This window comes from Pigmentiphaga daeguensis, assembly GCF_039523035.1.
Lineage (GTDB): Bacteria > Pseudomonadota > Gammaproteobacteria > Burkholderiales > Burkholderiaceae_B > Pigmentiphaga > Pigmentiphaga daeguensis.
Genome location: NZ_BAAAEN010000027.1, coordinates 1 through 16,641, shown reverse-complemented (window position 1 = coordinate 16,641; position 16,641 = coordinate 1). Strand labels below are relative to the sequence as shown.

Genomic DNA, 16,641 nt, shown 5'->3' with positions numbered 1-16,641 from the left:
CGCCTCCTATGCCGCGGGTTTCTGGGCGACGCTGACCACCGCGTCGGCGATCTGGTTGTAGGTGCCGCAGCGGCACAGATTGCCCGCCATGCCTTCCAGCACCTGTTCGCGCGACATCGGCCCGTCCGCGCCCGCCAGCATGCCGGCGGCGGTCATCATCTGTCCCGACTGGCAGTAGCCGCACTGGGGCACCTGGTGCGCGATCCACGCCTGGCGCAGCGCCTGGCCGGCACGGGTCTCCATCACCCCCTCGATCGTGGTGACCGACGCGCCCTTCACGGCCGCCGCCGGCAGCACGCAGGAACGCGTGGCCTGGCCGTTGAAATGCACGGTACAGGCGCCGCATTGCGCCATGCCGCAGCCAAACTTGGTACCGGTCAGTTGGAAATCTTCCCGCAGCACCCACAGCAGGGGCTTGTCGTCGGCGACGTCGGCCGACACCTGCTTGCCATTGAGCATGAATTCGATCACGGACTCCTCCTTGGATGTTCCTGGCTACGCTGGGCCAGGCGGCGCGGCCGGGTTTCTGCGAGCGGCCGCTTCGGTCCCATGCTAGCGGATAGGTGGCGTAAATTCCACGATTTTTGAACGTGCTCATCTTCATCAATAGCGCGGCCGCTATGACCCGTCGCTCGATCATCGACGTGAATCTCCGACGTCAATGCCTCTATTCAAAAATACAAAATTTTGTATAATTCATGCATGGTAAATCCCAAATCCGTCGAGTTCCGAGGCAGTGCCCTTGACGACCTCCGCGCGTTTCCGCTTGGACCTAGACGCGAGGCCGGCCATCAACTTGATCAGGTACAGAATGGCCAGGAGCCGGACGACTGGAAACCCATGCCCACCGTGGGCCAAGGTGTAAGGGAGATCCGGATTCGTGACGCAGCAGGAGCGTTCCGGATCATATACATTGCCAAGTTCGCTGATGCCGTTTATGTCCTTCACTGCTTCCAGAAGAAGACAGAAAAAACCAGCAAGGCGGACTTGGAATTGGCGTCCAAGCGTTACCGCGATTTGTTGAAGGAACTAAGGCTATGAGCAATCAACGCTTTACCAGCGTCTGGGATGCGATCGAGGACACCCCGGAAGAAGCGGAGAACATGAAGTTGCGCTCGGTCCTCATGACAGCGCTGAAGAACCACATCGCCCGCACCGAGATGAGCCAGCAGCAGGCCGCGAAGCTCTTCGGTGTAACCCAGCCGCGGGTCTCTGATCTGATGCGTGGCAAGATCAACCTGTTTGGCCTCGATGCTCTGGTGAACATGGCGACGGCCGCCGGGCTGCACATCGAGATGCGGATCCTGGAATCCACCTGACCCCAAAACAGAAAGGCCCGGCACGAAAATTCGTACCGGGCCCCTGGAATCTGGTAGGCGCGATTGGATTCGAACCAACGACCCCCACCATGTCAAGGTGGTGCTCTAACCAACTGAGCTACGCGCCTGCTGTTTGTGCAGCGAAGAATTAAATTCTACATGGTTTTTTTCATGAGTGTCAAACAGTGATCGCCTCACGCGCTGCCGCACAACAGCCGGGTCAACGTACGCGACTCTTGCGACACCAGCGCAGCGATTTCATCGACCTGTTCTTTCCCCAGGCGGGCGCTGGGACCGAAAACCACGATCGCCCCAGCGACCTTGCCCGGTTTATCGAAAAAGGGAGCGGCGATCGACACCGCGCCGCGTAGCAGTTCTTCCTTGCTGACGGCATAACCATGGCTGCGAACGAACTCCAGCTCCGCGCGATAGGCATCGAAGTCCACGTCCACCCCTGCCAGATAGTCCTTCAGCTCCTGCGGCGTCATCTCCATATGCGCCAGGATCGCATGGCCGCTCGCGCCGAAAACCAGGCGTTCCCGGTGTCCGATCCCGCGCTTGAAACTCAGCGCGTGTGCACTCGGAAACTCGGCGATGCACAGGCGGTAGTCGCCCTGCCGCACGAATAACGCCACCGTCTCGCCCGTCAGCTTCCAGACGTTGCGCAGTACCGGCTCGGCCAACTCGGCCAGATTCAGCGACGCCGTCCAGACATGGGACAAGTGCGCAACGGCGGGGCCCAGGTTGAACTTCTGCGGATCGCCCGAGGAGACCAGAAAACCGCTGTCTTCGAGCGTGTAGAGCAGGCGGTAAAGCGTTGGCCGGCTCAGGTCGACCCGGTCGAGCAATTCGGTTGCCGTCAGCTCCGGATCCTGCACGGTGAAGGCCTTCAGGATGTCCAGCGCTCGGCTGACCGCGCGGACACTTTCGTTCTGGCTCGTGGATGCCGGTTTTCTTTTTATTCCCATTATTCGATGTTCCCCCGCTCGTTCGCGGATACTTGTTTTGTCCTCTGTACGGACAATTATCTCAGAAATTGACAGTTCCAATAATTGTCCATAAGATAAATATTGAGTCCGTTATATGGACAAAAAGGAGACGAAATGAGTAGATTGGAAGGACGGGTAGCCATCGTCACCGGCGGCGGACACGGCATCGGCAAGGCCTATGCCCACCGCCTGGCGCAGGAGGGCGCGGCGATCGTCGTTGCCGAACTGGATGGCGAGGCAGGTTCGGCCGTCGCGCAGGAATTGGTCGCCGGCGGCCACCGAGCCCTGGCGATCCAGACCGACGTTTCCAACCCGGACAGCGTGAAGCGCATGGCCGCCTCGGCGGTCGAGCATTTCGGCAAGATCGACATCCTGGTCAACAACGCGGCCATCTTCGCCACGGTGCCGATGTCGCGCGCGGCCTTCGACCAGATCAGCATCGAAGAATGGGACCGCATGATGAGCGTCAACCTGAAAGGCGCCTGGCTCGCCAGTCTCGCGGTCATCCCCCACATGCGGGAACGGAGCTACGGCAAGATCATCAACATCAGCTCCAGCACCGCCATCAAGGGTTCGCCCGGCCGCATCCACTACGTGGCATCGAAAGCCGGCGTCCTGGGTTTCACCAAGACGCTCGCCAACGAAGTCGGCGCCCACAACATCTGCGTCAACTGCGTGGCTCCGGGCAGCACGCTCTCGGAAGAAAGTCCCGACGCGGGCACGCTCAAGATGCGCAACGACGCCGCCTCCGTACGCGCCCTGAAACGGGTCCAGGCCCCCCAGGACCTGACCGGCGCCGTCGTGTTCTTCGCCTCACCGGACAGCGACTTCATCACCGGCCAGACCCTGGTCGTCGATGGCGGCAACTGCCTGCACTGAACCCGCGCAGACGGGGCCCCGGCGGGCCGGTCTTCGCGCAGCACCCGCCGACTCGACCACGGAAAGGAGACAAACGTGAAGAAATTGCTTGGTTTCATCCTGCATGCCGCGCTGCTATCGGCGCTGGTTCCCTCGCACGCCCAGGAACCCCCCTCGAAAATCCTTACCATCGTCGTGCCCACCACACCGGGCACGGGCAGCGACATCGCCGCACGGCTGATGGCGCCCAAGCTGTCGCAAGCCCTCGGCCAGGCGGTCGTCGTCGAGAACCGCACCGGCGCCAGCGGCACGATAGGCATCGGCGCGGTCGCCAAGGCGGCACCAGACGGCAACACCATCCTGTTCGTGCCGAACACGATGGCCATGATCAGCTCGCTCTACACCAACCTGACCTGGGATCCGGTCCACGATTTCGCGCCGGTGGTCCGCATCGGCAAGATGCTGGTCGCGGCCGTGGTCAACCCGGCCCTGCCGGTGGAAACGATCGGCGATTTCGTCGCGCTCGCCAAGAAGAAACCCGGCCAGCTCAACTACGGCACTCCCGGGACCGGCACTCCCCATCACTTGCGCACCGAACAGCTCCGGCAGATCACCGACATGGACGTCGTGCACATTCCTTACAAAGGCTCCGCGGGCGCTGTCACCGACCTGATCGGCGGCCAGGTCCAGTTCGCCCTGTTCCCCCTGCATTCCGTCCTGTCGATGACCGCCTCGGGCAAGCTCAAGATGCTCGCAACGACGGGAGACACACGTTCGCAGTGGACTCCCAACGTCCCCACCTTCCGCGAAAGCGGCATCGCCGGCCTCAACAATTACGACTGGCTCGGCGTATTCGTCCCCCGCGCGACGCCCCAGAAAACCGTGGACCGGCTCAGCCGGAAACTGCTCGCACTGCTCGACGATCCCGACATCAGGAAGGAACTGCTCGCGCGGGGCATCATCCCGACGCCTGGCGGGCCGAGCGAGCTTGCAACGCTGCTCTCGTCGGAGCTCGACGAATGGCGGCACGTCATCAAGACGGCCCACATCTCCGCCGAGTAACGGCAATGCACAGCGATCATCCGCGGCCCCGCCGCGATTCCAAAGGAGCTTAGACATGAGCGCCACACAGCGTCTCCCATCATCATCGTCCGCCGGTCCCGAGATACACCCGCTCTCGCCGGCGCTGGGCGCCCGGGTCCAAGGCGTCGACGCCTCCCGCCCCCTGCCGGCCGCAACGCTGAAGCGGCTGCTCGAGGCCTGGCACGCCCACGGGGTGCTCTACCTGCCCAACCAATCGCTCGACGAACTCGAGCAGGTCCGGTTCGGCGAAAACTTCGGCGAACTGGCCACGACGCAGGGGGAATACGCGATCAGCAAGGGCCATCCCGCCATCATGTACATCACCAACGAGAAACAGGACGGCCAGTACATCGGCGCCCTGCCCGACGGCGAAATGTTCTTCCACTCCGACATGTGCTACGTCGAGAAGCCGTCGATGGCGACCATGCTGTATGCCATGTCCATCCCGAAAACAGGCGGCAACACGCTGTTCGCCAACATGTACAAGGCGTTCGATGCGCTTCCCGCCGCCACCCGCCAGCACCTGGCCGGGCTCAAGGCCGTCAACAGCTACGAGCCGGGGACCAGCGCGCCGACGGCAGCAATGCGCCTGAGCAGTTCGCGGGCGTCGGACCAGGTCCGCTCCTATGCCCAGCCCGTCGTGTGCACGCACCCCGTCACGGGCCGGAAGGCGCTTTACGTCAACCGCCTCATGACCGAATACATCGTCGGCATGCCCCGGGAGGAAAGCGACGCGCTGCTCGAGTCGCTGTTCGACCACCAGGAACAACCCGAATTCATCTACGAACATACCTGGACGCCGGGCGACCTGCTGATCTGGGACAACCGCTGCATGCTGCACGCCCGCGGCGACTTCGACGCCAGCGAACTGCGCAAGCTGCGCCGCATCACAGTCAAGGGCGAGAGGATTTCCTGATGACCCAAGCACTTACCGCCCCTCCCCTGCCCAAGCGGCTCGCGCTCTACTATGGGGGCAAGTGGCACGAACCGGCCGGCGGTTATCGTCCCACGTTCAATCCCGCGACCGGAGAAATCCTGGCCCAGGCGCCGGAAGCCAACGCCGAGGACATCGCCGCCGCCGCCGAGGCCGCCCACCAGGGTTTCCTCGCCTGGTCCCGGCTGCCGGCGGCCGAGCGCGGCGCGCGGCTGCGCGAAATCGCGCGGCGGGTCCGCGACCACGCGGACGAACTCGCCCATCTCGATGCCGCCAATTGCGGTAACCCGATCCAGCGCATGCGGCCGGACGCCCTGAACGCCGCGGCGCAGATCGACTATTACGCCGGCCTGGTCCACGAGCTCAAGGGCGAGACCATACCGACCGCGGATCGGGGACTGAACTACAGCATGCGCGAACCGCTGGGCGTGGTGGCGCGCATCGTCGCCTACAACCACCCCCTGATGTTTCTTGCCGGCAAGATGGCGCCCGTCCTGGCGGCGGGAAACAGCGTGATCATGAAAGCGCCGGATCAAGCGCCGCTATCGGCCCTGCGCTTTGCCGAGATCATCGACGGCATCCTGCCGCCGGGGACCTTGAACATCGTCACCGGCGGCAGCGACTGCGGCGAAGCCCTGGTGCTTCATCCGACGGTCAGGAAGGTTGCGCTGATCGGCTCGGCCGGCACCGGTGCCGCCATCCTGCGCAATGCCGCCGACAAGATCATGCCGGTCACGCTCGAGCTCGGCGGCAAGAACCCCCTGGTCGTCTGCCCCGACGCCGATCTGGAAACCGCCGTGCAGGGCGCGATCAACGGCATGAATTTCACCTGGGCGGGCCAGTCGTGCGGCTCCACCTCGCGGCTGTTCGTCCACGACTCCCTGTACGACGCCGTCCTCGAGCGCCTCTGCGCGCAGCTTCCCAAGCTGCATCGCTGCGGCCTGCCGACCGACCCCGCCACCACCATGGGCTGCCTGATTTCCGAGGCCCAGTTCGACAAAGTCATGTCCTACATACAGCTGGGCATTTCCGAAGATGCCCGCCTCGTCGCCGGCGGCAAGCGGCCGGACGACCCGGCGCTGGCCAAGGGCTGGTTCATCGAACCAACCGTTTTCGCCGACGTCACGCCGGCCATGCGGATCTTCCGCGAAGAAATCTTCGGGCCGGTGTTGTCGGTCATCAGATGGAGCGACGAAGACCAGCTCATCGCCGACGTCAACAGCGTCGACTACGGCTTGAGCGCATCGATCTACACCCGGGACCTGGCTCGCGCGCACCGCCTGGCGCAGCGCATCGAAGCGGGCTACATCTGGATCAACACCAGCAGCGCCCACTATCTGGGCGCCAACTTCGGCGGCTACAAGAAATCGGGGCTGGGGCGCGAAGAAGGCCTGGAGGAACTATTGTCCTACACCCAGGTCAAGAACGTGCACGTTGCCCTGTAGCACGCCGGGGCGCGCGCCCCGGCACCGCGTCACTCTTTGATGTTCGCATCCTTGACGATGCGCTGGTAGCGCGCCTGCTCTTTCTTGACGAAGTCGCCGAACTGCGCCGCGCTGCCGGTTCCCGGCGCCACGGACTGTTCGGCGAACTTGGTCTTGACCTCGGGCAATTGCAGCACCTGGTTCAATTCCGAATTCAACCTGGCCACCACGCTCGCCGGCGTGCGCGCAGGCGCGAACAGGCCGATCCAGGCCGTCATCGCCATGCCCTTCAGGGCCGGCAGCTCGCCGATGGCAGGCACGTCGGGCAGCGTGGGCAGGCGCTGAGCGGTGGTCACGGCCAGGCCCTTCACCTTCTTCGCAGCCACCAGCGGCACCGCCGAACCCGAGGCCAGGATGGCCAGGTCGACCTGATTGCCCAGCAGGTCGGTGGTGGCCTGGGCCCCGCCGCGGTACGGCACGTGGCGCAGGCGCACCTGGGCCTGCTGCTGGATGATCTCCATGGCAAGGTGCAGCACCGTGCCTATGCCCGAGGTGGCGTAGGTCAGCGTGTCGGGCTGGGCCTTGGCCATCTCCAGCACCTTGGCGAAGGAGTCCGCCGGCAGGCCCGGGCGGCCCATGATGACCATGGGCTGGGTCGCGATGAGTCCGATGGCGACCAGGTCGCGCGCGGTGTCGTACTTGACCGACTGGGGATTGACGTACTGCGCGATGGCCGCCGGGCTGTCCACGCCCAGCAACAGCGTGTAGCCGTCGGGCTCGGCCTGCGCCGCCCGGTAGGTGCCTATGGTTCCTCCCCCACCGCCGACGTTGTCGACGATGACCGACTGCCCCAGGCGTTCGCCCAGCTTCTGCGCCACCAGGCGCGCGATGCCGTCGGTGCTGCCGCCGGCCGTGAACGGCACGATCAGGCGAATGGGCTTGGCCGGCCAGGGTGTCTGGGCCTGCGCGGTGGCGGCGCATCCCAGCGCCACGGCCGAAACAAGGAAAGCACGTCGTATGGTGGTCATGGTCGTCAGGCAGCAGAGTGGGAGGGAGTGGCCGGGGTGCGGAAATGCTGCCGGTGCAAGTCGTCGAAGCGGCGATTCCAGTCGGCGCTCCAGGCCTTGCGCTGGCCCGCGTCCACCCAGGCGCCGGCCAGGCCGTTCAGCATGAAGTCGCGCAGGTCGGCGACGGGGAACTCGAAGTCCTCGACCATCATGGTCCAGGCCTTGGTCTGGGTGATGTTGTGCAGAGTGGGATCGTCGCTGTTGGGATGGATGCGCAGGCCCATCGCGCGCATCTTGCGAATGGGATGGTCCAGCGCCCACCGGTCCGGCGGCAGCGTGCGCAGGTAGTACGAATTGGCGGGCACGACCGCGAACACGATGCCCGATTCGACGCAGCGTCGCGCCAGTTCCGGCTGGTCGACGACCGTGTAGCCGTGGTCGATGCGATCGACCTTGAGCACGTCCAGCGCGGTCTGCACGTTGGTCCACGGCAGGCCGTACTCGCCGGCGTGGGCGGTGGTCTTGAGGCCCGCGCGGCGAGCGTCGGCGTAAGCCTGTTCGAACCACTCCGGCGGGCCGAGCGCCTCGCGGTAGTCGATGCCTATGCCCGGCACCTCGTCGCGCCGGGCCGCCACCATCCATTCGACCATTTCCACCGCGGCGGCGGGCGGTGCCTCGCGGTCGATGGCCGGCACCAGGCGCCCGACGATGCCCAGGTCGCGCTCGGCGTCGTGGATGGCGCGCACCATCGCGTCCTGGATGGCGGCATAGGAAAGGCCCGAGCCGCGCACCGAGCCCGTGGGATTCCAGAAGAACTCCGCGTACAGCACGTTGTGCGCGCGGGCATCCTCCAGGTATTCGCGGGTCACGCGGTAGAAATCGTCCAGCGTGCGCAGGCCGTAGTCCTCCAGCGCGCGCAGGCCGGGGATCGCGCCCTGGCGCTTCTCGCCGTGGGCATACAGGCCGTCGATCTGCTCGCTGGACAGCCCGCCCTTGCCGCCCGCCAGTTCGTGGAAGGTGGAACGGCGCAGCGCGCCCAGCAGGTGGCAGTGCAGCTCGGCCTTGGGCAGCGCGTGACAGAAGGCGCGCACGGCCTCGGTGGAAACTCGGGGTTCGGTCATGTCCGGCAACTCCATCCAGGCGGGGTCAATCCCCCGCGTACAGGTCCTTGTACAGGAAGGGATCGGGCTTGCGCGCCAGCATCGCGACCACGGTCGCGGCGATGCCTTCCTTGCGCCCCAGGAAACCCAGGGCCTCGTTGGTCTTGGCCTTGATGTTGACGCACGCCCCCGGCACGCCCAGGTCCTGGGCGATGTTGGCGGCCATGGCGGGCGCGTGGGGGCCGATCTTGGGCGCCTGGGCGTGGACCGTCGCGTCGACGTTGATGACCTGCCAGCCCGCTTCGCTTACCCGCTGCATCGCGGTGCGCAGCAGCAGCCGGCTGTCGGCGCCGGCATAGGCGGGATCGGTATCGGGAAAGTGGCGGCCGATGTCGCCCAGCCCCGCCGCGCCCAGGATGGCGTCGGTGACCGCGTGCAGCAGCACGTCGGCGTCGGAATGGCCCAGGAGGCCATGCGTATGCTCGATCCGGACCCCGCCTATGATCAGCGGCCGCCCTTCGACCAGGGCGTGCACGTCGTAGCCCTGTCCGATGCGGTAGGGATAGGTGGTGGGATCGATGTCCTTGTCTTTGTTCATGATGCGTCCAGCAGTTTTTCCATCAAGGCGAAATCCTGGGGCCAGGTCACCTTGAAATTCGACAGCGTGCCCGCCACCAGGCGGGGCGCCAGCCCCAGCGCCTCGACCGCGCTTGCCTCGTCCGTCACGGCCAGCCCGCGCACCGCGGCATGGGCCAGCGCGCGGCGCAACAGGCCGGCTCGGAACATCTGGGGCGTCTGGGCCTGCCACAGCCCTTCGCGCGGCACGGTGCCCGCCACGCGGGGCACGGCGCCGCCGCCCTGGGTCTTGATGGTATCGGCCACCGGCATGGCCACCAGCCCGCCGACCTCGTCGTCCAGGCAGGCGTCGATCAGCGCCCGCAACACCTCCGCCGGCAGGCCCGGACGCGCGGCATCGTGCACCAGGACCCAGTCGTCGGCCTCGGCCCCGCAGCGCGCCAGCGCATTGGTGACGGTCTCGGCGCGGGTGGCGCCGCCACACGGCAGGCAGGCCACGCGTGGCAATCCCTCCAGCGCGGCGCCCGCCAGGGTGTCGTCCGGGCCGACGGCCACCACCACCTGCCCGATGCGGTCGTCGCGCAACAGTGCCTGGACGGCATGGCGCAGCATGGGCCGGCCGCCCAGGAGCCGGTATTGCTTGGGCCGCACCGGCGCGGCGGCCGCCGGATCCGGCGCGGGATCGGCGGCGCGCGCCCCCACGCCACCGGCCGGCACGATGGCGATCAAACGGGAAATCGGTCTCATGGCTTCTATAATACGGAATTGCCGCCACGCCCGCGCCGGCCCCTGGGCGACGCTCTTTCCGCGAAACCGATGTCCCTCCCAGCCAGTACAGCCTCCACGTCTTCCCCTTCCGCCAGCACGCCCGCCGCCTGCCTGCCCTCGGCGTTGACGCAAGCCGTGCTGGCCGCGCTCAGGCCCGGCGAACGCTATGCCCAGCCCCGCCCGCCGGGAGCCGGCGATGCCTGGCTGCTGGCCGACCTGGCACGCCGCGCCGGCAAGCCGCTGGCGGTGCTGACGGCCGACCCGCTCGACGCCCAGCGCCTGGCCGAGGAAATCCGCCTGTTCTCGCCCGGCCTGCGGGTGCACCAGTTTCCCGACTGGGAAACCCTGCCCTACGACGCGTTCTCGCCCCACGAAGACCTGATCTCCGAGCGCCTGAAGGCCTTGCACGCCCTGCTGCGCCAGGACGTGGACGTCCTGACGATACCGGTCACGACCGCGCTGTACCGGCTGGCCCCGCCCGCGTTCCTGGCGGCCTACACGTTCTCGTTCAAGCAGGGCGACCGGCTGGACGAAGCCGCGCTGCGGGCGCAACTGACGCTGGCCAACTACACGCACGTCACCCAGGTGACCGCGCCCGGCGAATTCTGCATCCGCGGCAGCCTGATCGATCTCTTCCCCATGGGCTCGGCCCTGCCCTACCGGCTGGACCTGTTCGACGACACCATCGAGTCCATCCGCAGCTTCGACATCGACACCCAGCGCAGCCTGTATCCCGTCAAGGAGATCCAGATGCTGCCGGGGCGCGAGTTCCCGATGGACGAGGCCGCGCGCAACGAATTCCGCGCGCGCTTCCGCGAGGAATTCGAGGGCGACCCGTCGCGCGCCACGCCCTACAAGGACATCGGCAACGGCATCGCCTTCCCGGGCGTCGAATACTACCTGCCGCTGTTCTTCGACGAGACCGCGACGCTGTTCGACTACCTGGGCGAGCAGACCATCGCGGTCACGCTGGGCGACGCCGAGGACACCATCCGGCGCTTCCTGCAGGACACCTCCAGCCGCTATGAATTCCTCAAGAGCGACCGCGAGCGTCCCATCCTGCCCCCGTCCCGGATCTTCCTGGATACCGATGGCCTGTTCGGCCACCTGAAACGCTTCGCCCGCCTGGCCCTGGCGGGCGATCGCCCGCACCCCGCCTTCACCGCGCCGCCCGAGGTCGCCGTGCAACGCAAGGCCGAGGACCCGGTGGCGCGCCTGCGCGCGCTGGCGGCCCGGCAGGACCAGCGGGTGCTGCTGTGCGCCGAGTCCGCGGGCCGCCGCGAGACCATCGCCCAGATGCTGGCCGAGTTCGGGCTGGATCCCGAGCCGGTCGAATCCGTGCAGGACTTCCTGGGCCGCGCGTCGTCCTTCGCCATCGGCATCGCGCCGCTGTCCTCGGGCTTCGGCCTGGCCGACCCCAAGCTGCTGTTCCTGACCGAGAGCGACCTGTTCCCGGGCCACGCCGTCCGCCGCGGCAAGCGCGGGCAGGAGCGCGCCAGCAACGTCGAATCCATGGTGCGCGACCTGTCCGAGCTGCGCGTGGGCGACCCTGTCGTCCACGTCCAGCACGGCATCGGCCGCTACCAGGGCCTGGTCAGCATGGACATCGGCGAAGGGGAAATGGAATTCCTGCACCTGGAGTACGCCGGCGGCAGCACGCTGTACGTGCCGGTGTCGCAGCTGCACGTCATCGCCCGCTACAGCGGCGCCGATCCCGAGACCGCGCCGCTGCACCAGCTGGGCTCCGGCCAATGGGAAAAAGCCCGCCGCAAGGCCGCCGGCCAGGCCCGCGACGCCGCCGCCGAGCTGCTGAACCTCTATGCCCGCCGCGCGCTGCGCCAGGGCCATATGTTCAAGCTGCCCATGTCGGACTACGAGGCCTTCGCCGAATCCTTCGGCTTCGAGGAAACGCCGGACCAGGCCGCCGCCATCCAGGCCGTGATCCAGGACATGACCTCGGGCAAGCCCATGGACCGGCTGGTGTGCGGCGACGTGGGCTTCGGCAAGACCGAGGTGGCGCTGCGCGCCGCCTTCATCGCCGTGGCCAACAGCAAGCAGGTCGCGCTGCTGTGCCCGACCACCCTGCTGGCCGAGCAGCACGCCCAGAACTTCGCCGACCGCTTCGCCGACTGGCCGGTCCGGGTGGTCGAGCTGTCCCGCTTCAAGTCGGCCAAGGACATCAGCGCCTCCATCGAGCAGATCAACGACGGCCGGGTCGACATCGTCATCGGCACGCACAAGCTGCTCTCGGACAAGGTCAGGTTCAAGAACCTCGGCCTGGTCATCATCGACGAGGAGCATCGCTTCGGCGTGCGCCAGAAGGAAGCGCTCAAGGCGCTGCGCGCCGAGGTCGACGTGCTGACGCTGACCGCCACGCCCATTCCCCGTACGCTGGGCATGTCGCTGGAAGGCATACGCGACTTCTCGGTCATCGCCACCGCGCCGCAGAAGCGGCTGGCGATCAAGACCTTCGTGCGGCGCGAGGATGGCAGCACCATACGCGAAGCCCTGCTGCGCGAACTCAAGCGCGGCGGACAGGTGTACTTCCTGCACAACGAGGTCGAGACCATCCACAACCGCCGCGCCAAGCTCGAGGAACTGGTGCCCGAGGCGCGCATCGCGGTCGCGCACGGGCAGATGCCCGAGCGCGAGCTGGAGCAGGTCATGAAGGCCTTCTACCAGCAGAAATACAACGTGCTGCTTTGCACCACCATCATCGAGACCGGCATCGACGTGCCCACGGCCAACACCATCGTGCTGCATCGCGCCGACCGCTTCGGCCTGGCCCAGCTGCACCAGTTGCGCGGCCGCGTGGGGCGTTCCCATCACCAGGCCTACGCCTACCTGCTGACGCCCGGCGAGGACGCCATCACCAGCAACGCCAGGAAGCGCCTGGAGGCCATCCAGGCCATGGAGGAACTGGGCTCGGGCTTCTACCTGGCCATGCACGACCTGGAGATACGGGGCGTGGGCGAGGTGCTGGGCGAATCGCAATCGGGCAACATCCAGGAAGTCGGCTTCCAGATGTACACCGACATGCTGAACGAGGCGGTACGCGCCCTGAAGAACGGCCGCGAACCCGACCTGAACGCCCCCCTGTCGGCCACTACCGAGATCAACCTGCACGTGCCCGCCCTGCTGCCGCAGGACTATTGCGGCGACGTGCACGCGCGCCTGGCGATCTACAAGCGCCTGGCCAACTGCGAGGACGCCGCCGACATCGACACGATCCAGGAAGAGCTGATCGACCGTTTCGGCAAGCTGCCCGAGGCGGCGCGCGCCCTGATCGAGATCCACCGGCTGCGCCTGGCGGCCAAGTCGGTGGGCGTGATCAAGATCGACGCCAGCGAATCGGCCGCCGTGCTGCAATTCGAGCCCAATCCTCCCATCGATCCGATGCGCGTCATCGGCCTGGTCCAGAAGAACCGCCACATGCGGCTGTCGGGCCAGGACAAGCTGCGCATCGAGATCAAGGGCGCCGACCTGAAGGCACGCGTGGACGCCGTGCGCACGGTACTGCGCTCGCTGGTCTGAACCCGTTTCCCCTTCCCATCCCCTGCCCATGACCCATCTCGTTATCCAGGCCCCCGACCTTGCCCAGGCGGCCATCGAACACGTCTCGGCCCTGGCCCGCGCCCGGCGGATCGTCGAGCTCGCTCCCGGCGCCGTCCGCCTGACCGAGGCCGACGACACGCCCGCGGCGCGCGCCCAGGTCGCCGCCTACTGCCAGGAAGCCCGCGTGGACTGGGCCTACGTCGAGCCCGGCGCCCGGCTGGCCGACTGGAAGGTGCTGGCCATGGACATGGACTCGACCCTGATCAACATCGAGTGCATCGACGAGATCGCCGACATGGCCGGCCTCAAGCCGCAGGTGGCGGCCATCACCGAGGCTGCCATGCGGGGCGAGATCGCCGACTTCAGCGAAAGCCTGACCCGCCGCGTGGCGCTGCTCCAGGGACTGCCGCTGGAGGCGCTGGAACAGGTCTATGTGGAACGGCTGCGGCTGAACCCGGGCGCCGAGCGCCTGCTGCTGGCGGCGCAGCGGGTGGGCATCAAGACCCTGCTCGTGTCGGGAGGCTTCACCTGGTTCACCAGGCGGCTGCAGCAGCGGCTGCAGTTGAACGAGGCGCACGCCAACACGCTGGAAGTGGAGAATGGCCGGCTCACCGGCAAGGTGCAGGGCGCCATCCTGGACGCCGACGGCAAGGCCCGCCACCTGCGCGAATTCGCCCAGCGCCACGGCGCCCCGCTGTCGCGCGCGATCGCCGTGGGCGACGGCGCCAACGACCTGAAGATGCTGGGACTGGCCGGCCTGAGCGTGGCCTACCACGCCAAGCCGGTGGTGCGCGAGCAGACCAGCCGCGCGCTGAACGTCTGCGGACTGGACGGCATCCTGAACTGGTTCGAGGATACCCTGGGCTGATCCGCGGCCGCTTCTGTTGTAGTGTTACGGTCCAGCCCCATTTTCAGGATTTGCCCGCCATGTCACCACGCCCAGCCAAGGCCTCGGCGGATGCGCCCCGCACCCGCGATGCCGAGCGCACGCGCCAGATCATCCTGGAGGCCGCGACCGCCGAGTTCGCGTCGCTGGGCCTGGGCGGGGCCCGCATGGACCGCATCGCCGAACGCGCCAAGGTCGACAAGCGGCTGATCTACTACTACTTCAACAACAAGGACGACCTGTTCCTGGCCGTGATGGAACGCGCCTATGCCGCGATCCGCCAGGCCGAACGGGAATTGCACCTGGAGGCGCTCAACCCTCCCGACGCGGTGCGCAGGCTGGTCGAATTCACTTGGCACTACTACCTGGAAAACCCGGAGTTCCTGTGCCTGCTCAACAACGAGAACCTGCACCAGGCCACGCACCTGAAGCGTTCGTCCCAGGTGCGGGACATGCACTCGCCCTTCGTGCAGTGGCTGGCCGACATCCTGGAACGCGGCCAGGCGCAAGGCCTGTTCCGCGCCGGCGTCGATCCGGTGCAGCTCTATATCTCCATCGCCAGCGTGGCCTATTTCTATCTGTCCAACCAGTACACGCTGTCGGAGATCTTCGGCCGCGACCTGATGGCGCCCGCCGCGCTGGACGAGCGGCTGGCCCACATGGTCGATGTCATCCTGGGCTACCTGCGCCCCTGACTCCCCTGCCCTTCACCAGCGGCGTCCCGGTGGCCGCATAGACGTGCCGTACCACGTCCCGGGCGCCGTCGTCGAAGCGGCGCCGTGCGGGACGGTCGAAGAAGGCCGCCAGGGCCGGCTCCGCCGCCTGCTCCGGCGCGGCGAAATCGAAGATTTCCAGGTAGCGCCCGGGGTCGCGGACCTGGCGAAACAGCCGGTATCCGGTGCAGCCCGGAATCTCCGCGCTGGCCCGCCCCTGCTCCAGCCCGTCGGCCTCGGCCAGGGGACGCGGCGCACGGAAGGCACGCAGCAGCACGGCGCCAGGATCCGGATGCCCGCCATGCGCCACCGACGCCAGGCGGGCCAGGTTCTGCCGGATGCGGTCCTTGCCGAAGAAAGTCCATATCCGGCCCGACCACGGCGTCGGATGCGTCACCACGTGCTGGAAGCCGGGACTGTCCTCCACGCTTTCATCCCGCGTCTCATAAAGCGCCAGGAACTTGGGGAACGCGTCGTCGCAATAGTAGCGGCGCCCGCTGACGAACCCGTCCAGCCCGACCACCTGGGGTATGTGCTCCAATTCGTACCACGCATGGAACTCTTCTTCGCGATGCGGCGGCACGTGTAGCCAGACCGCGATCAAGCCGGTTGCCTGCATGATCATTCCATCCTGATGTTGGCATGGGTGATGACGCGCTGCCATCTCTGCAATTCGGTATCGACCAGCCTGGAGAAGGCCTCGGGACCGTCATTGGAGGGGTCGGCGCCCGCCGAAGCCAGCTGGGCCCGGACCTCGGGCAGCGCCAGCGCCTTGCGCAGTTCCGCGTTCAGCCGCTCGATTACCGGGCGCGGCGTGCCCGCCGGGGCGATCAGGCCGTACCAGGCCACGACCTCGGCCCCCGGCAGTCCGGCCTGCGCCACGGTGGGTACTCCCGGCAGCGCCGGCGAGGGTTCGGGCCCCGCCACCGCCAGCGCGCGCAACTGGCCCGACTTGATGAACGACAGCACCGGCGGCACGCCGCTGAACAGGATCTGCACGCGCTGGGCCAGCAGGTCGGTCAGCGCGTCCTGGTTGCCCTTGTAGGGCACGTGCACGATCTCGACCTGCGCCAGCGATTTGAACAGCTCTCCGGCCAGGTGGTTGGTGCTCCCCACGCCCGACGACGCGAAATTCAGGCCGCCCGGGTGCGCGCGGGCATAGGCGACCAGTTCCTGCAGGCTGCGCGCCGGCACCGAGGGATGCACCAGCAGCACGTTGGGACTGCTGGCGATCACGCCCACCATGGCCAGGTCCTTGCGGGTGTCGAACGGCATCTTCGACCCGTACAGCGCCGGGTTCACCGTCATCGGCCCCGTCGTCCCTATCCCTATCTGTCGCATCCCTGACGATTATATAGACTCCCGCCGCTACCCCCTGTTCATGGCTCGTGCCGTTTTGCAAGCCCTGATTGAGGAACATGAGCAAGCC

At 66.8% G+C, this 16,641-nt stretch carries 17 protein-coding genes and 1 tRNA gene; 9 read left to right on the top strand and 9 right to left on the bottom strand.

Annotated features, from left to right (window positions below; translation table 11 throughout):
• Positions 1–6: 6 nt before the first annotated feature.
• Complete coding sequence (locus ABD104_RS25065; RefSeq protein ID WP_087840251.1) at positions 7–471, bottom strand: (2Fe-2S)-binding protein; 465 nt, start codon at positions 469–471, stop codon at positions 7–9.
• Positions 472–702: 231 nt separating this feature from the next.
• Here ABD104_RS25065 and ABD104_RS25060 point away from each other — a divergent pair, with 231 nt between their 5' ends.
• Complete coding sequence (locus ABD104_RS25060; protein WP_087840252.1) at positions 703–1,041, top strand: type II toxin-antitoxin system RelE/ParE family toxin; 339 nt, start codon at positions 703–705, stop codon at positions 1,039–1,041.
• Positions 1,038–1,319 (top strand): helix-turn-helix domain-containing protein, encoded by a 282-nt coding sequence (locus tag ABD104_RS25055; protein WP_087840253.1) that lies wholly within the window; start codon positions 1,038–1,040, stop codon positions 1,317–1,319. The genes ABD104_RS25060 and ABD104_RS25055 overlap by 4 nt, the downstream gene beginning before the upstream one ends.
• A 51-nt stretch (positions 1,320–1,370) precedes the next feature.
• On the opposite strand, the gene ABD104_RS25050 is transcribed toward ABD104_RS25055, so the two are convergent.
• Together ABD104_RS25050 and ABD104_RS25045 are read right to left on the bottom strand one after the other, a co-directional pair.
• Positions 1,371–1,447, bottom strand: a tRNA-Val gene (locus tag ABD104_RS25050).
• 66 nt (positions 1,448–1,513) lie between these two features.
• Positions 1,514–2,368: an IclR family transcriptional regulator gene (locus ABD104_RS25045; RefSeq protein ID WP_343928417.1), complete on the bottom strand. Its 855-nt coding sequence runs from the start codon at positions 2,366–2,368 to the stop codon at positions 1,514–1,516.
• 54 nt (positions 2,369–2,422) lie between these two features.
• Here ABD104_RS25045 and ABD104_RS25040 point away from each other — a divergent pair, with 54 nt between their 5' ends.
• From ABD104_RS25040 to ABD104_RS25025, 4 genes are all read left to right on the top strand, one after another.
• Entirely contained in the window at positions 2,423–3,187 is a 765-nt protein-coding gene (locus ABD104_RS25040; RefSeq protein ID WP_132978892.1) for an SDR family NAD(P)-dependent oxidoreductase, read from the top strand.
• A 75-nt stretch (positions 3,188–3,262) separates the two neighbouring features.
• A complete protein-coding gene (locus ABD104_RS25035) occupies positions 3,263–4,228 on the top strand; it encodes a Bug family tripartite tricarboxylate transporter substrate binding protein (protein WP_132978893.1) in 966 nt (321 codons plus the stop codon).
• Positions 4,229–4,283: 55 nt separating this feature from the next.
• The gene (locus tag ABD104_RS25030; RefSeq protein ID WP_132978894.1) at positions 4,284–5,165 is read left to right on the top strand and encodes a TauD/TfdA dioxygenase family protein; all 882 of its coding nucleotides are present in this window, start codon (positions 4,284–4,286) and stop codon (positions 5,163–5,165) included.
• Positions 5,165–6,628, top strand: coding sequence for an aldehyde dehydrogenase family protein (locus ABD104_RS25025; protein WP_132978895.1), 1,464 nt, complete (start codon positions 5,165–5,167; stop codon positions 6,626–6,628). Before ABD104_RS25030 ends, ABD104_RS25025 begins: the two co-directional genes overlap by 1 nt.
• A 29-nt stretch (positions 6,629–6,657) precedes the next feature.
• Here the strand turns inward: ABD104_RS25025 and ABD104_RS25020 are convergent, their stop codons facing one another.
• The 4 genes from ABD104_RS25020 to ispD are packed head-to-tail and all read right to left on the bottom strand — an operon-like array spanning position 6,658 to position 10,037.
• Positions 6,658–7,635: a Bug family tripartite tricarboxylate transporter substrate binding protein gene (locus ABD104_RS25020; RefSeq protein WP_132978896.1), complete on the bottom strand. Its 978-nt coding sequence runs from the start codon at positions 7,633–7,635 to the stop codon at positions 6,658–6,660.
• Positions 7,636–7,640: 5 nt separating this feature from the next.
• Positions 7,641–8,735, bottom strand: coding sequence for an adenosine deaminase family protein (locus ABD104_RS25015; protein WP_343928416.1), 1,095 nt, complete (start codon positions 8,733–8,735; stop codon positions 7,641–7,643).
• 25 nt (positions 8,736–8,760) lie between these two features.
• On the bottom strand, positions 8,761–9,312 hold the full coding sequence (ispF, locus tag ABD104_RS25010) for a 2-C-methyl-D-erythritol 2,4-cyclodiphosphate synthase (RefSeq protein ID WP_338618882.1): 552 nt from the start codon (positions 9,310–9,312) through the stop codon (positions 8,761–8,763).
• On the bottom strand, positions 9,309–10,037 hold the full coding sequence (gene ispD / locus ABD104_RS25005) for a 2-C-methyl-D-erythritol 4-phosphate cytidylyltransferase (RefSeq protein ID WP_279815005.1): 729 nt from the start codon (positions 10,035–10,037) through the stop codon (positions 9,309–9,311). The genes ispF and ispD overlap by 4 nt, the downstream gene beginning before the upstream one ends.
• Before the next feature lie 69 nt (positions 10,038–10,106).
• Between ispD and mfd the strand changes: the two genes are divergently transcribed.
• From mfd to ABD104_RS24990, 3 genes are read left to right on the top strand one after another with little or no spacing between them, the layout of a single operon-like run.
• Positions 10,107–13,592: a transcription-repair coupling factor gene (gene mfd, locus ABD104_RS25000; RefSeq protein WP_132978898.1), complete on the top strand. Its 3,486-nt coding sequence runs from the start codon at positions 10,107–10,109 to the stop codon at positions 13,590–13,592.
• A gap of 22 nt (positions 13,593–13,614) precedes the next feature.
• Positions 13,615–14,481 carry a phosphoserine phosphatase SerB gene (serB, locus tag ABD104_RS24995; RefSeq protein WP_343928427.1) on the top strand — a complete coding sequence of 289 codons (867 nt, stop codon included), beginning with the start codon at positions 13,615–13,617 and terminating at the stop codon, positions 14,479–14,481.
• A 59-nt stretch (positions 14,482–14,540) separates the two neighbouring features.
• Positions 14,541–15,194: a TetR/AcrR family transcriptional regulator gene (locus tag ABD104_RS24990; protein ID WP_087840971.1), complete on the top strand. Its 654-nt coding sequence runs from the start codon at positions 14,541–14,543 to the stop codon at positions 15,192–15,194.
• On the opposite strand, the gene ABD104_RS24985 is transcribed toward ABD104_RS24990, so the two are convergent.
• Both ABD104_RS24985 and ABD104_RS24980 read right to left on the bottom strand, forming a co-directional pair.
• Positions 15,169–15,831, bottom strand: a complete 663-nt coding sequence (locus ABD104_RS24985; RefSeq protein ID WP_087840972.1) for a DUF4286 family protein — start codon at positions 15,829–15,831, stop codon at positions 15,169–15,171. The two genes, ABD104_RS24990 and ABD104_RS24985, sit on opposite strands and share 26 nt — an antisense overlap.
• A gap of 2 nt (positions 15,832–15,833) precedes the next feature.
• Positions 15,834–16,520: a tripartite tricarboxylate transporter substrate-binding protein gene (locus ABD104_RS24980; RefSeq protein ID WP_425543359.1), complete on the bottom strand. Its 687-nt coding sequence runs from the start codon at positions 16,518–16,520 to the stop codon at positions 15,834–15,836.
• Positions 16,521–16,641 lie beyond the last annotated feature (121 nt).

Bases quoted from the DNA above. Each gene is read 5' to 3' on its own strand.
- ABD104_RS25060 (WP_087840252.1), top strand. From the start codon at position 703: ATGGTAAATCCCAAATCCGTCGAGTTCCGAGGCAGTGCCCTTGACGAC.
- ABD104_RS25055 (WP_087840253.1), top strand. From the start codon at position 1,038: ATGAGCAATCAACGCTTTACCAGCGTCTGGGATGCGATCGAGGACACC.
- ABD104_RS25040 (WP_132978892.1), top strand. From the start codon at position 2,423: ATGAGTAGATTGGAAGGACGGGTAGCCATCGTCACCGGCGGCGGACAC.
- ABD104_RS25030 (WP_132978894.1), top strand. From the start codon at position 4,284: ATGAGCGCCACACAGCGTCTCCCATCATCATCGTCCGCCGGTCCCGAG.
- ABD104_RS25025 (WP_132978895.1), top strand. From the start codon at position 5,165: ATGACCCAAGCACTTACCGCCCCTCCCCTGCCCAAGCGGCTCGCGCTC.
- ABD104_RS25020 (WP_132978896.1), bottom strand. From the start codon at position 7,635: ATGACCACCATACGACGTGCTTTCCTTGTTTCGGCCGTGGCGCTGGGA.
- ABD104_RS25015 (WP_343928416.1), bottom strand. From the start codon at position 8,735: ATGACCGAACCCCGAGTTTCCACCGAGGCCGTGCGCGCCTTCTGTCAC.
- ispF (WP_338618882.1), bottom strand. From the start codon at position 9,312: ATGAACAAAGACAAGGACATCGATCCCACCACCTATCCCTACCGCATC.
- ispD (WP_279815005.1), bottom strand. From the start codon at position 10,037: ATGAGACCGATTTCCCGTTTGATCGCCATCGTGCCGGCCGGTGGCGTG.
- mfd (WP_132978898.1), top strand. From the start codon at position 10,107: ATGTCCCTCCCAGCCAGTACAGCCTCCACGTCTTCCCCTTCCGCCAGC.
- ABD104_RS24990 (WP_087840971.1), top strand. From the start codon at position 14,541: ATGTCACCACGCCCAGCCAAGGCCTCGGCGGATGCGCCCCGCACCCGC.
- ABD104_RS24985 (WP_087840972.1), bottom strand. From the start codon at position 15,831: ATGCAGGCAACCGGCTTGATCGCGGTCTGGCTACACGTGCCGCCGCAT.
- ABD104_RS24980 (WP_425543359.1), bottom strand. From the start codon at position 16,520: ATGACGGTGAACCCGGCGCTGTACGGGTCGAAGATGCCGTTCGACACC.